We start from the raw sequence: 13,361 nt of genomic DNA, 5'->3' as shown, positions 1-13,361 counted from the left end.
GGTCTTATCGTAATCCTGCAGAACTTTTTTTGCTTCGTTCATAGGCAAAAATGATCATCGTTACGCCTAAGATTGCACAAATCATATACATAAAGGAATAAGAGAAATGATCAGCGACTGGCCCCATGATGACTCCTCCCAGAGAAACACCCAAATCGGCCATAGCTATGAATAACCCGATTAACACATTGCGATCCGTCTTTGGCAGAACAAATGTCAAATACGTCGTTAACGTAGGATAGAGAAGGGCTTGAGCAATTCCCATTAATATGGCCCCTACGTAGAGAAAGGCTGCTCCACCCACGCTAGAAAAGCTTACACTTAACGCCGCTACTGCAAGAATGAGCATAATTCCCATCATAAAAGAGGAACGCCACTTACCATCTGACGGAATTTTCGTTCTCAACACAAACCGCGATAATACGACGGTACCCGCTTGAAGCATCAGGAAAATTCCCGCATTCCCGTAGTTAATTTGTACAGCGTACAGCGGTATAAAGGTTGTCACAGCTCCAAATATAATGGATGCCGCCAGCATCAGGACGCTGCATTTACATAAATACGGGTTTTTGACTAATTGGCTCACAGAACCAAGCATGGTTGCTCCCTGTTCAGTCTGACCCGGAGCAGGCTCTGCTACTTTTTTGTCGATGCTGGCGCTATAACCCACCACTCCTGTAAGGATCGCAATGGTGACCATGGCAACTGTAAAATAAGAGCTATCCCCCGCTTGCCAGATGCCTAAAGCGAGTAGAGGGCCAAAAATACCAGGCAAATAAGCACATAAGGAATACAGGGAGATCCCTTGTGAACGATCCTTGTCCGGCAACGCATCAATAATCCCTAGCTGTAAGGCCATGGAGAAAAAAGCGGTACACATCCCTTGCAGAATACGGGCAACAATAAAACCCTCTAATTCAGTAAACGTATATAAAATGAGAGCCGCTCCATTGAAAATAAGAATCGTGCGGAGCACCTTGATTGGGCCATGTTTTTGGATGATATGGCCTGCCCACGGCCGAAAAAACATGGTTGTAAACAGATACGCTCCCATAACGACTCCAATTGTTGTATTGGTTGCACCCAACTCTGCACCCTTTAACGGAATAATGACATTCAGAATTGAGTTCGCACTAAAATACAAAAGAGTCAATATGTATAATCGTAAAAATGGCCAAGACAGAGCCCCTCTCATAGCTCTTGCTCCTTCCTCTGATCCTCTGCTCACTCTCATTGCCAATTCCTTTAAGCAATAGTCATTTGCAGCAGTTTCTTCGTATAGGCGGATTGAACATCTTTTAATTCTTCAACCCTCACAATCTCTTCGATCTCACCATTTCGTATGACCATGACTCTGTCGCAAATATAGGCGGCAGCCTGTATATCATGGGTGATGAAGATATAGCTAATCTTGTAACGTTTTCTCAAGTCTTTTAGTAAATCAAGCACTTGCATTTGCACAGACCCATCCAATGAACTGATTGCTTCATCGAATAGAATGCATCTCGGTTCCGTTGAAATGGCTCTCGCTATGCATACCCTCTGAGCCTCCCCCCCTGATAGCTCATGAGGATATTTCTTTCGATAGGAAGGATCCAACCCTACTTGACTTAATAAATGGTCAATCTCGCTTCGAACATCTTTTCGTCCCCGTCTTTTTATTTGCAAAGGCTCCCGAATGGCGTCCTCAACTGTATATAATGGATTGATCGAAGAAGTGTAATCTTGAAATACAGCGCTGATATTCCCTGTTCTTACTTTTCGATCCTCTACTTTTTTGCCCTCAAACAAGACGGTACCTCGATCAGGCTTTTCTATCCCCAGGAGCAATCTTCCTAATGTCGATTTACCACTTCCGCTTTCTCCGATGATGCCGAAACACTCCCCAGACTTGCATTCGAAGCTAATGTTACTCAACACTTGCTCTCTTTCCCTTGAGAACAATCCGCCTTTTCTGTATGATTTCTCTACACACTCAACGCTCAGCAATACTAACTCCTCCCATGACCCTCTTAAAATGTTGATTCATCGGCAGCTTCGTGGAGAGTAAGTAACGGGTATAGGTATGCTGCGGTTCAGAGAAGATGGCTTCGGTCGTCCCGTTTTCAACAATTTCTCCTTCTTTCATGACGAGAACCTCATCTGCCATTAATTTGACAATTCCTAAATCGTGAGAGATGAAGATCATGGAACAGCCCATTCGATCACGCAATTGCAGGAACTGTTCAACCACTTCGAACTGCGAGATTGTATCGAGTGCTGTCGTGGGTTCATCAGCAATCAGAATGTCAGGCTCTAATACGATAGCCAGCGCAATCATGACCCGCTGCAGCGTTCCACCCGACAGCTGGTGGGGATACTTATTCATTACCTCTTTCGGGTCTTTCAGCATGACGCTTTCCATGGCATTTTTCATTTTGGTTGTGATTTCGTCACGACTCCATCCAAAATGCTCCACTAGCGTCTCCTTTAAATGAACGCCCACCACGCAAGAGGGATCAAAGGCACGCATGCCATTCTGTAAAATCATGCAAAGCTGCTTTCCCCTCTTTTTCCTCATCTCCTGTTCGGAGAGCTCCATGAGGTTTTCTCCTCGTAATAGAATGTCTCCCGATTGGTGAATCCCGGCTTTATTCAATCTCATGATGGCCTTGCACGTAACCGACTTCCCGCTTCCGCTTTCTCCAACAATGGCCAGACAGCTTCCCTGCTTCACATGAAATGAACTGTTTGGAACGATCACTCGATCATTGCGGCTGTCCCAGATTTTCAGGTTATTTACCTCCAAAATGTTCATCTTCCGGTTATGCCACCCCTTTTCCTTCGAGCTTCACGGCAGAGGCTCTTACTAACCCTTGCTGCTTATATGTAGAAGTCATCAATTTGGGATCTAAAGCCACTTGAAGCGTATCAGACAAATAGTTAATGGCCGATACGACGATCACGATGGTCAAACCGGGAGCTAGCATGAATTCCGGGCGGGAAAACATGACCTCTCTCGCTTCATTCAACATCATGCCCCACTCTGCTTCCGGTGCTTGAATGCCTAAACCTAGGAAAGAGAATCCTGATATTTGCAAAATCATCGAACCGAAGGAGCTGCTTGAAATGACAGCAATGTCGGGCAATGCAACCGGAATAATGTGCCTGATCATGATTCCCAAATTGCTTGCGCCGATTGCCTTTGAGAATTTTACATAGTCGGATTCCGCATATTGCATGACTGACGCTCTGATGATTCGAGCAAACCACGCCCATTTCATCAATACAAAGGCGATGATTACATTTTCAAAACCTACTCCCAAAATGCCGATAATCGCCAGGGTCATGACATATCCCGGAAAAGAAAGGATCACATCGCAAACACGCATTAAGAAGGCATCGGTTTTTCCACGAAAGTAACCCGCAAGAACCCCTACAATTGACCCAGTCAATACAGAAAGGAGCAGCGCAGCGAAGACCCATAGCATGCTGGGACGAATAGCGTAAATGAGTCTGGATAAAACGCATCGCCCTAAGTGGTCGTTGCCCAAGAGATACTCCCATGATGCGGATGCAAATCGAAGCTCCATATGTACTTCTGCGGGATCATGCGGTGCAACGAAAGGTGCAAATATTCCAGCCATAGTTGTAAGCGAGATAATGGATAAGGATAGGACAGCAACCTTGTCTTTCCACACATGTTGGAATCGATTCATCTAGAGACCATCCCTTATTTTGGGTTTCAATGCCGCATTGATGATGTCGGAAACGGTGTTGAACAGAATAAAAGCGACTGCCAACACTAGGACATAGGCTTGAATGATCGGAAAATCCCTGCTTAAAATGGATTTGACGCTTAGCGTACCGAGTCCCGGCCAAGCAAAGATGTTTTCCACGACGACTGTGCTTCCCAAAATAATGGGAATTGCCATGCAAAATACGGAAATGGCCACCTGCAATGAATTTCTGAGAATGTGCATCGTGATCTTTTTCTCCGGTAAGCCGCATGCCCTTGCATAGAGAACATAGTCTTCATTCATGTTGCTTAACATGGAACTTCTGATGATTCGAAAATAGATGCCAGCATAGCTGATTGTAATCACAACAACGGGCAATACATAGCTTTTGTACGACTCCATTCCGCTTGTCGGAAGCAAATCCAACTTGACGGAAAAATACCAGATCAGCAGAGCGGCGAGCCAATAGGACGGCATCGATGTCAGGAAAAATGAAACGCCTCTGACTGATCTGTCCACCCATTTGCCTGCGTTCAATGCGCATGCCACTCCCAAAACGATGGACAGCGAAACTATGGCAAATGTCGAAACCAACGTCAGCTTTACTGTATGGAAAAAGGCTGGTCCTAGCATAGACCACACGGGTTTTCCCGTTATGTATGAATCTCCAAGATCAAGCTGCAAGCATGAAGCGACCCAGTTTAGGTACCGGGTCAAAAAGGGTTGGTCCATCCCAAGGTTCGCTCTGGTTTGAACAAGTAACTCATCCGTTATTGTGGGAATGTCTTGCGAATGCAGCACCACTTCGGCAGGATCCATAGGAGATAGATGAATGAAAGAAAACGTTACAAACGATACGATCAGGACCAAAGGAATCGATAGCATGAACCTTTTGATGATATAGCTACCCATAGCACGCTCCTTTTTCCGTATTTATTCAAAGTACATCCGCTCAAATGGAAGCTCGAATTGCGTTTGCTTAAACGAGATACCCTGCAGGTTTTTGGGAGCCAGGATCGTGACTCTTCCATTCGTAATCGGAATAAATACGGCTTCCTCATGGACAATGGTCAAAATATCAGCATATAGCGATTTTCTATGTTCCTCATTCGTCGACACCATGACTTCTTCTATTTTTTTATAGAGCTCATCAGCTTGCGCGAGGCCTCTTGTCGTATGGTAATAGGAAGACTTGGAAGTAAAAGCAGCGATTGTGCTCTGCGGATCATATGCGAGTCCCCACGTTTGATTAAAAAGCAGGTCATAGTCACCTGTAGATCTTCTGTTCGCAATCGAAGAAGACTCCTCGCCAATCATCTCCAGTTGGACCCCAATCCTTTTTACCGTATATTGAATCAATTCAGCCTGCATTTTTTGCGTGGACGAATTTACATCATAATAAAGCTTCATGGCTAATGGCTTTCCGTTTTTCGATCTGAATTCGCCCGTATTCCCGATACCCCAGCCCGCCTCCTCCAAAATCTTCTTCGCTTTTTCCAAATCGTATCCCCGCTTCTCTAATTTCACGTTAGCGTAATGAACATTCGAAGAGAAAAGGGTATCAGCTGGTTGTTCAGTGCCTTCAAATATTTGTTTGCTGATGGTCTCTCTGTCAATCGCATGCCAAAACGCTTCGCGTACAGCCTTTTCATATACAGGGCTCTCTGTTTTGCTGCTATTGGCGACAATTATGCCTGTGTTCATTGGTTGACTGCGAATGGTTTGGTGTTCACCTGATTCAACAAATTGATTCATGGCTGCCACATCGAGACTATTAGCCCCTCGATCATCCGTAAATACAAAGTTGACTTCTCCCTTTTGCAATGCCAAGAAAGTAGTTTCTCCTGCGGGAAGTACTTTGGCCGTGATTTTCTTCACTTTAGGCGCGCCACCCCAATAATTTTCATTCGCTTCAAATACGGCATACTGATCGACTTTATGCTCAGTGAGCTTATAGGGACCAGTTCCGTTATAACCACTAACACCTTCTTTGGTTCCCCCGTTCACAAAATTTTTTGGCGAGATGAATACATAAGGTCTTGTCATCGACAATTCGACCAGCGTCGGGTAGTACGGTTCGGATAAGACCAGTTCAACCGTATACTCATCGAGTACATTGCAGGCCACGATCTTTGTTGATAACTTGATCCAGGAATGCTTGCTTGCATTGCTTTGCACCGCTTCGATATTCCTTTTCACTGCTTCCGCATTAAACAGCTCTCCATCATGAAACGTCACGTTTTTTCTCAAATGAAACGTGTACACCTTTCCGTCTTCGGAAACTTCCCAAGATTCAGCCAACAAAGGTTTGATCCCATCTTCTGTATTTTCCACCAACGATTCGTACACCATCCCTTGAGCTGGCATGGAGCCGGAATAAAAATGCGGGTTCATATCGTTAATATCTTTCGAAGTGGCATACACAATTTCTTTCCCTTTATTGGTTAACTCCGTTTTTTCCGTATCACCGTGACTGCAGCCAACCAGCAGAACGACGGAGACCATGAACGTCCTTAATAAAGATCCCATTCTTCTTGTCATACCATTTCCTCCAAAAAATACGTGTTAGTGTGACTTCTTTGATCCGATACCCTTTTCAATCTCACTACATATCATTTTCAAATCTTCCGCAAAGCTTTGCACAACGAACGCATCCGATAACTGTTCACCCTTACGTGTTTGCGCAGCTTCCGAAATTTTACTCTCGTACGTTTCAATGAATGTATCGATCGTCGGGCAACTGCTATCTATGTATCTTGCAATGCCCTGAATTATTTTTATCCGATAGTAATCTTCCTTTGGCATGCGCGGGATATCCCAATACCCTTCTCTATTGATAAATATTTTCCGGATGGGGACAGCAGAAAAATCGAAGTATCTTCCATCTGAATCTGGCTCCGAAAAAGGATCAATCAACAGTGAGGTATATCGAATGAACAATAAATACTCTTGATGAATCGTTTCATAATGAACGAAGTTTTCGATATCATCACGTGATAGACTTTCCAGCCTCACCGGATAATTGTCATCCGTCATGAACTTTAGTAAATTGAGCCCTTTTATATTGAGCTTTTCCACCACTTTGGTAATCTCTTTCCATTGAGCCAGCATATCGCGTATGAGATATTGCGTGATGGGGCCCTCCGGAAACATTTTGTATACGTACTTTTTGATTGGTTCCTCTCCAAATATCACACGAAGGGAGAAAGCATTCATAAACAGTGGCGGATGCACGTATAGTGATATGTTTCGCGTTTCCGCTTCGATCGGAGAATCCATGACTTCCAAATGAATACCTACTTGCTTAAATAACTCACAAAGTCTTTTTATACTCGGGGAGGGTGCGCGCGTCGAGCCGATGTAAAGCTTTTTCTTAACCCCTGTCGTAATCACTCGATTTGATGGCTGATCATGGAACCAGCGTGTATCGCCAAGGTATGTAGAAAAACTGATAATCTCCGCATTCGAACCAATCCTGTTTAAATAATGGCGTAGTAAACTGTTGGAACCAAGGGTCGGGGAAACCAAAATCATGCACTTTATTTGTTGTAAAACCTGATCATTTATTTGTTGTAAAACCTCTGTATATGCATCTGTTGTGACAGATAATATGACGGTATCCCATTCCCCTGTAACGCTCCCGTATCCATGGAATACATGATCGATTTGGCATTCGCCTTCCATCTTTTGATGCTTTTCATTTTGAATATCTGCGCGAATTTGCTGACTGCTTTGCTGAAGTGCAGTAAAGAATGATGTGGAACGAACAGACTCACGCCCAACGACCCCGACGCAACACTTCCAATGTTTTTTAAACATGACAGCCATTTGAATGGAAGCAGGACCTGTTCCCAATAGCAAAATTCGATTCATATCACCCATAGAAACCTCCTTTTAAGATCAGCATGCAGCCGATGCTTTTTTGTACAGCGCGATATCAAATACATGGTCGGGACGCAAGATGCTTTCAATCAGTCTCCATTTCCGCTCATCTACCTCTCTCATGGGGTAGTTAAAAAGGGATTTCATTTGATTGCCGTATCGCATCGCCACGATCACTTGGTCATTTGTCAATGGATGTAATTGTTCCAGCAGATCATACTTATTTGCAACCGTTGAACTAAAGATGATATGGGTTGCATCCTTCGTCACATCAAGTCGATCCACAAACTCTTTCTCCAAGCGGATAGACAATCCACTTCCCAGCCTTTCTACAACACTCCGACCTAGTTCGATGGCCTCCTCATCAATGTCGATACCAACTACTTCTGCTCCCGTCCGCTTCGCAATCAATAATGGGGTCATGGGAAAGGAACCTGAGCCTACCATCAACACCTTTGAATCAACAGTAACTTGAAAACTCCCAAATTCTTCTTCAATACAAGATTCTATGTTTTGAAAGTAGTCGGTCTTATCGTCAATCCCTTTTAGCAGCTTCAACGCACGATATTTCTCCATAATCGCAACGCAAATCGCCGACGATTTCCTTACATTCTCCACAAGCTGGTTCAATTGGTTTCCGATTGGCTGTTCTATCTGCTCCCAGGCTTCCTTGTTTCTTTCATCCGTTATGAAAGTAGAATACTCATCGATGATCTTCTCTAACTCCGAGCTGTGATGGATGGTACCGTCATATCGACCTGCTAAATGGGTGAACCTTTCTAGAAATGCAGTCAACTGTTGATGCAATTGTTCGTGTCTATTCATTCCGTTCTCCCCTTGCTATCTTGAATCTCGATGAATGCTTTGCCTTGTGCCACGATTCCGACTGCCCCCTCAATTTTGAGACTTGTTACTTCTTCTTTTTGCCAATCGGCCGTTACATGAATCGTGCCTCCCGGTTGCCTGATGTGAGCAGAGATATCGCTTTGCTTTTTCCAAGCCAGATAGGCCCCAAGTGAAGCAGTACCTGACCCACAGCCGCTTTCCCAGATCATGCTATCTAAAGACGGAACAAAGATAAGGGGAGCCAATTCATTCGAAGCTGGCTGATACAATAGCACCCCGATTAAACTCACCCCTACAGTTACTCCAAGCAGCTTGGCTAAAGATTGCGCACGTTTTCTTACCGCCTCACTGAACTGTTCTACTTCAATCACGATGTGAAAGAAATCTTGATACCTCACAATCACCAGGTTTATTTCGTCGCCATCATAGTTGATTGACTGCTGCTCGATCTTTTTGGGAAGAGGCATCGAAACTTGGCAGTAATATTCGTCTTTAATTCTTTTCACTTGACAAACAACAAAATGATCTGTTCCCGAAGCTTCCAAAACAATTTCGGTGAAATCATTATGCTGTAGACCATTTTCATGCGCGATAAGCAACGCTAATGCCATACATGCGTTGCCGCAAAACTCACCCCCAGCCATTTGCAGATGTGCTGCTGCTCCATAATTATTCGGTTTTTCGATAAAACCCACTTGTTCAGCATGGACACTAGCATAGGACATCATTTTTGAGGCGATGTGCGTATACTCTTCAGCTGGATGATTGTTTTTCACAAGAATGGTCATATTTTGTGTGGGATTAAACTTTATAAAATCGATTTCCCGTTTCATCTCAACCTACCCTCTTACCATATTTTTAATGAAAAGCGAATGACCCTAGATTAAACGTAATCATTACGATTTAAGGCTTAAAAAATAAACCGTAATGATTACGATTATTATCGAGTAAATCATAACCACAATTTGGGTGTCTGTCAACGGTAGGATTTTTACATCTATACAAGAAGAATACCTTGACTTAACAAAGTGGAACAGGTAATCTTTACCCGCACCACAAACGGATTTTATCGTACAGAAAGGTTGTATTGACTTCATGGCGTTATCTCAAACTACTACCAAGAAACAGGTCAACAAGGAAAAGTCTTCGATCTCTTTGCTCTCTCTTACCGTGGGTTCCTTTGCCATTGGGATGACGGAATTCGTCATCATGGGTCTACTACCGAATGTTGCAGAGGATTTGCATGTTAGTATCTCATCTGCGGGACAACTCATTACCATGTATGCGCTAGGAGTAGCTGTCGGTGCACCGATACTGACAGTCCTCACCCACCGGATTCCCCAAAAGAAGCTACTCTGTCTCCTTATGATTCTATTTATTCTCGGGAACGGAATCTCTGTTTTTGCTCCCAACTACGATATATTGATGGGAGCACGCTTGATTACCGCTTTGACGCACGGGACATTCTTTGGGGTGGGAGCTGTTGTAGCCTCCAGTCTTGTAAGTCCTGACAAACGTGCTGCTGCCGTTTCCATTATGATGGCAGGTCTGACGATTGCTAATATTATTGGTGTGCCTCTGGGGACTTTCATCGGTCAACACATGGGATGGCGAGCTTCATTTGGTACGATTGCGATCATGGGAATGATAGCACTTGTCGGAATACTCGTTTTCGTCCCAAACATGCGGCAAGAAAACACCGGGAGTATCACTGGGCAAATTACTGCTCTACTCAAGCCCAAGCTTCTTCTATACCTGTTGATCGGAGCGCTAGGCAACGCTGGTCTATTCACCGTATTTACGTATATTACGCCACTGCTGACGCAAATTACCGGTTTTGCTGAGTATCATGTAACGTGGATTCTTGTCCTCTTCGGCTGTGGTGTGACCATCGGTAATATTGTGGGCGGAAAGCTTGCGGATTGGAAGCTGATGCCTTCCATTCTCGGACTTTACTTCACGATATGCATCATTTTGACGCTGTTTACGTTTACTATGTACAGTCCAATCGCTGCCGTATTGACCATATTTCTTTGGGGGGCTGCTTCTTTCGCTGTATTTCCAGGGCTGCAAGTACGCGTGATGAACCTCGCTCAGAATGCACCAGCGCTTGCTTCTACTTCCAGTCATTCTGCCGGAAATCTAGGAAATGCTGCGGGTGCCTTCATTGGCGGATGGGTTATTACACATCTAGATATAACCTCCCTGCCATGGGTGGGTGCCGTGCTCGTAGCACTGGGTCTGATTTTGGGAATCGCATCCTATATGGCTGAACGCAAGCTGCAACAAAGTTGAAAAGGGTACTCAATATGAGCACCCTTTTTCTTTTTCTCTGGTCTAAGCCGCTCCGTACGATTTTGCCAAAATTCGCTCCCACATCGGAATAAATTGCTTGATAAGCGGTCCAATGGCAAGGGCCGTCACAAAAGTTCCTACCGAAACAGGCCCGCCAAGCAGCAAGCCCAACACCATGACTGTGCACTCTATACCGATCCTGACTTTACCGATTCCCCATCCCATTCGCTCATGTAAAGCTAACATAAAACTGTCACGTGGACCGGCTCCCAATCGCGGTGAAATATACATACCTGTTCCGATCGTATAAATGAGCAGACCGACAGCAAACAAAATAACTCGTTCGAGAACGGTCTCACCTGTAGGAATCCAGTTCAGCCACATGAATACGTCAATAAACAGCCCGAAGAAAAACATGTTTAAAAACATACCCACGTTCGGCCGGATCTTGCCAATGATGTAGGAAGCGAGAATGATCATGGCTCCCACAATCTGCGACCATATGCCGATGGTCAATCCAAATGTCTTCTGTAATCCGATATGCAGTGTATCCCACGGCGCAACACCTAAATGCGCCTCAATCATCATGCCAATACCAAACGCCATAACCGCCAGTCCGATCATAAACACACTGTATCGAACTGCAAGCGGATGAAGCAGAAACTTCCTCCACATGATTTTCTCCCCCTCTAATGATTCTAGCTTTCTCAGCACACGTAGGTGGGGATTTGGAGTAAGCTACCTTTTTGATAGCGATTTGCGAATTCATTTGGATCACCTTCCTATTTCGAAATGGGAAACATGATTTCCACGGTGGTACCCTTGTTGACCTCACTTGAGATGTTGATGGTTCCTTGATGATCTTTCATTATTTTATTGCTGACAAGTAAACCTAAGCCTGTTCCTTTCTCTTTCGTAGTATAAAAAGGTTCACCGAGTCTGGGCAGCAGCTCTTGGGAAATGCCACATCCATTGTCGGTAAAGCGAATCCGCACTTGGTTATTCGGTAGACATGTGGTTTCTATGCTAATTGTGCCATTTGACGTGATCGCATCCAGGGAATTCTTCAATAGATTGATAAAGACTTGTTTTACTTGATTTTCTTCTCCTTTAATCGCTATGGGAATATCGCTGAATATTGTGTTGATCGAAGTGTTGTTTCGATTTGCTTCTGATTCCAGAAACTTTACCACGCTTTCAATAAGAGGGTGTAAAAGAATCCGCTTCACATTCAGCGTTTGCGGCTTGGCCAACACAAGTAGCTCACTCACGATAAAGTTGATTCGATCTAACTCGGACAACATAATGTCTGTATAAGTGGCTCCCCCCGATAGTGTTGGCCGCAAATATTGGATAAAGCCTTTCAATGCCGTAAGCGGATTTCTTATTTCGTGCGCAATACTTGCGGCCAATTCACCGATTACGGACAACTTCTCTGTTCTGCGGAGAAGTTCTTCGTTTTGCTTTCTCTCTGTTAGGTCACGTGTAATGTTGATGAAATATTGATTTCCACCATCTGAGCTAAAAAACGGCATCCCTCTTGATTCAAGGTAGATCCATTTCTCGTTTTCCAGTTTGTATCGATACTCACATGTCACCGGAATATCGAACTCAATCATCGTGGAAAATCGCTCACAGACGAGTGCTGCATCTTCTGGATGTATGTTTTCAAAAATAATTTGGCTCGTACCTAATTTCTTCAGATGGGAAGGTGAACTATACAATACGTGACCGTATTTATCCATGACGGAAATGAAGTCTGCCGTGTGTTCGGCAATGAATCGATACTGTTCCTCGCTCTTGCGCAAGGCTTCTTCGGAGTGTTTTCGCTCGGTGATATTGCGTGAAACGAATAGAAAGCTATCAATCTCTTTGTTCTCAGACATAATCGGAACACAGCGTGACTCCCAATACACCCACGATCCATTTTTATGACGTAATCGAATCTCCATTTGAACATTTTGGGGATGCATAGAGATTAAGGAACGCAGATCTTTCACGGTTTTTACATCATCAGGGTGAATGAGATCAAAACTATTCGTTTGAAGATATTCATCCTGAGTGTATCCCAAGTGGTGTTTGATAGAAGGAGATACAAAAAGATTATTCATGTGTACATCATGTTGGCAAATAACATCACTCGTATTTTCTACAAGGATGCGGTACTTTGCCTCGCTATTCACGAGTGCTTCTTCCGCCATTTTGCGGTCCGTAATATCTCTGGCGATAACGGAAGTGCCTACGATCGTACCTTCTGTATCTCTTATAGGGGAAGCGGTTAGACCAACGTGAACGATCTCACCATTTTTTCGTTGACGCACGGTCTCATAGCCCGTAATATTTTTTCCTTCAAATTTAACCTCGTGGAAAATTTCCTTTGTCTCGTCAATGAGTTCTTCAGGCACGAGGCAGTACGGGTCATTCAGGAGGTCTTGATATGTCCAACCGTAGATTTTTTCAAAGGCACTATTCACAAAAAGTATATGACCCTGCATGTCCCTAATTGAAATCGCATCCGTAGTCGTTTCAACCAGTGACTGAAGCAGCTCTTTCATGTTGAACTGTTCTTGTCTAAGGTCGACTCGCTGAGCTTCTTTATCCATAGGTTTATACCTTCCT

12 protein-coding genes are annotated in these 13,361 nt (G+C 44.1%); 1 reads left to right on the top strand and 11 read right to left on the bottom strand.

Annotated elements, in window-relative coordinates; translation table 11 throughout:
- Nucleotides 1-4 precede the first annotated feature (4 nt).
- From cntE to BBR47_RS14315, 9 genes are read right to left on the bottom strand one after another with little or no spacing between them, the layout of a single operon-like run.
- Nucleotides 5-1,195, bottom strand: a complete 1,191-nt coding sequence (gene cntE, locus BBR47_RS14355; protein ID WP_015891125.1) for a staphylopine family metallophore export MFS transporter CntE — start codon at nt 1,193-1,195, stop codon at nt 5-7.
- A 50-nt stretch (nt 1,196-1,245) separates the two neighbouring features.
- The gene (locus BBR47_RS14350; protein ID WP_015891124.1) at nt 1,246-1,989 is read right to left on the bottom strand and encodes an ABC transporter ATP-binding protein; all 744 of its coding nucleotides are present in this window, start codon (nt 1,987-1,989) and stop codon (nt 1,246-1,248) included.
- The gene (gene cntD / locus BBR47_RS14345; RefSeq protein ID WP_015891123.1) at nt 1,976-2,797 is read right to left on the bottom strand and encodes a staphylopine uptake ABC transporter ATP-binding protein CntD; all 822 of its coding nucleotides are present in this window, start codon (nt 2,795-2,797) and stop codon (nt 1,976-1,978) included. Before cntD ends, BBR47_RS14350 begins: the two co-directional genes overlap by 14 nt.
- Nucleotides 2,798-2,804: 7 nt before the next feature.
- Nucleotides 2,805-3,698, bottom strand: a complete 894-nt coding sequence (cntC, locus tag BBR47_RS14340) for a staphylopine uptake ABC transporter permease subunit CntC (protein ID WP_015891122.1) — start codon at nt 3,696-3,698, stop codon at nt 2,805-2,807.
- On the bottom strand, nt 3,699-4,631 hold the full coding sequence (opp1B, locus tag BBR47_RS14335; protein WP_015891121.1) for a nickel/cobalt ABC transporter permease: 933 nt from the start codon (nt 4,629-4,631) through the stop codon (nt 3,699-3,701).
- 21 nt (nt 4,632-4,652) lie between these two features.
- Nucleotides 4,653-6,260: a staphylopine-dependent metal ABC transporter substrate-binding lipoprotein gene (cntA, locus tag BBR47_RS14330; protein WP_015891120.1), complete on the bottom strand. Its 1,608-nt coding sequence runs from the start codon at nt 6,258-6,260 to the stop codon at nt 4,653-4,655.
- A gap of 24 nt (nt 6,261-6,284) precedes the next feature.
- Nucleotides 6,285-7,601 carry an opine metallophore biosynthesis dehydrogenase gene (locus BBR47_RS14325; RefSeq protein WP_015891119.1) on the bottom strand — a complete coding sequence of 439 codons (1,317 nt, stop codon included), beginning with the start codon at nt 7,599-7,601 and terminating at the stop codon, nt 6,285-6,287.
- Nucleotides 7,602-7,619: 18 nt separating this feature from the next.
- Entirely contained in the window at nt 7,620-8,426 is an 807-nt protein-coding gene (locus BBR47_RS14320; protein ID WP_015891118.1) for a methyltransferase domain-containing protein, read from the bottom strand.
- Nucleotides 8,423-9,280 carry a hypothetical protein gene (locus tag BBR47_RS14315; protein WP_015891117.1) on the bottom strand — a complete coding sequence of 286 codons (858 nt, stop codon included), beginning with the start codon at nt 9,278-9,280 and terminating at the stop codon, nt 8,423-8,425. Before BBR47_RS14315 ends, BBR47_RS14320 begins: the two co-directional genes overlap by 4 nt.
- A 262-nt stretch (nt 9,281-9,542) precedes the next feature.
- Between BBR47_RS14315 and BBR47_RS14310 the strand changes: the two genes are divergently transcribed.
- Complete coding sequence (locus BBR47_RS14310) at nt 9,543-10,742, top strand: MFS transporter (RefSeq protein ID WP_015891116.1); 1,200 nt, start codon at nt 9,543-9,545, stop codon at nt 10,740-10,742.
- 42 nt (nt 10,743-10,784) lie between these two features.
- Here BBR47_RS14310 and BBR47_RS14305 read toward each other — a convergent pair whose 3' ends face one another.
- Together BBR47_RS14305 and BBR47_RS14300 are read right to left on the bottom strand one after the other, a co-directional pair.
- Entirely contained in the window at nt 10,785-11,417 is a 633-nt protein-coding gene (locus BBR47_RS14305; RefSeq protein WP_041749423.1) for a YczE/YyaS/YitT family protein, read from the bottom strand.
- Between the two features lie 107 nt (nt 11,418-11,524).
- Nucleotides 11,525-13,345 (bottom strand): PAS domain S-box protein, encoded by a 1,821-nt coding sequence (locus BBR47_RS14300; RefSeq protein WP_015891114.1) that lies wholly within the window; start codon nt 13,343-13,345, stop codon nt 11,525-11,527.
- Between the last annotated feature and the right edge of the window lie 16 nt (nt 13,346-13,361).

It is taken from the genome of Brevibacillus brevis NBRC 100599, from assembly GCF_000010165.1.
GTDB lineage: Bacteria > Bacillota > Bacilli > Brevibacillales > Brevibacillaceae > Brevibacillus > Brevibacillus brevis_D.
Note: the sequence above shows the minus strand (reverse complement) of the source record. Positions and strands in the feature narration are given on the sequence as shown.

Bases quoted from the DNA above. Each gene is read 5' to 3' on its own strand.
- cntE (WP_015891125.1), bottom strand. From the start codon at position 1,195: ATGAGAGGGGCTCTGTCTTGGCCATTTTTACGATTATACATATTGACT.
- cntD (WP_015891123.1), bottom strand. From the start codon at position 2,797: ATGAACATTTTGGAGGTAAATAACCTGAAAATCTGGGACAGCCGCAAT.
- cntC (WP_015891122.1), bottom strand. From the start codon at position 3,698: ATGAATCGATTCCAACATGTGTGGAAAGACAAGGTTGCTGTCCTATCC.
- opp1B (WP_015891121.1), bottom strand. From the start codon at position 4,631: ATGGGTAGCTATATCATCAAAAGGTTCATGCTATCGATTCCTTTGGTC.
- cntA (WP_015891120.1), bottom strand. From the start codon at position 6,260: ATGACAAGAAGAATGGGATCTTTATTAAGGACGTTCATGGTCTCCGTC.
- BBR47_RS14325 (WP_015891119.1), bottom strand. From the start codon at position 7,601: ATGGGTGATATGAATCGAATTTTGCTATTGGGAACAGGTCCTGCTTCC.
- BBR47_RS14320 (WP_015891118.1), bottom strand. From the start codon at position 8,426: ATGAATAGACACGAACAATTGCATCAACAGTTGACTGCATTTCTAGAA.
- BBR47_RS14315 (WP_015891117.1), bottom strand. From the start codon at position 9,280: ATGAAACGGGAAATCGATTTTATAAAGTTTAATCCCACACAAAATATG.
- BBR47_RS14310 (WP_015891116.1), top strand. From the start codon at position 9,543: ATGGCGTTATCTCAAACTACTACCAAGAAACAGGTCAACAAGGAAAAG.
- BBR47_RS14305 (WP_041749423.1), bottom strand. From the start codon at position 11,417: ATGTGGAGGAAGTTTCTGCTTCATCCGCTTGCAGTTCGATACAGTGTG.
- BBR47_RS14300 (WP_015891114.1), bottom strand. From the start codon at position 13,345: ATGGATAAAGAAGCTCAGCGAGTCGACCTTAGACAAGAACAGTTCAAC.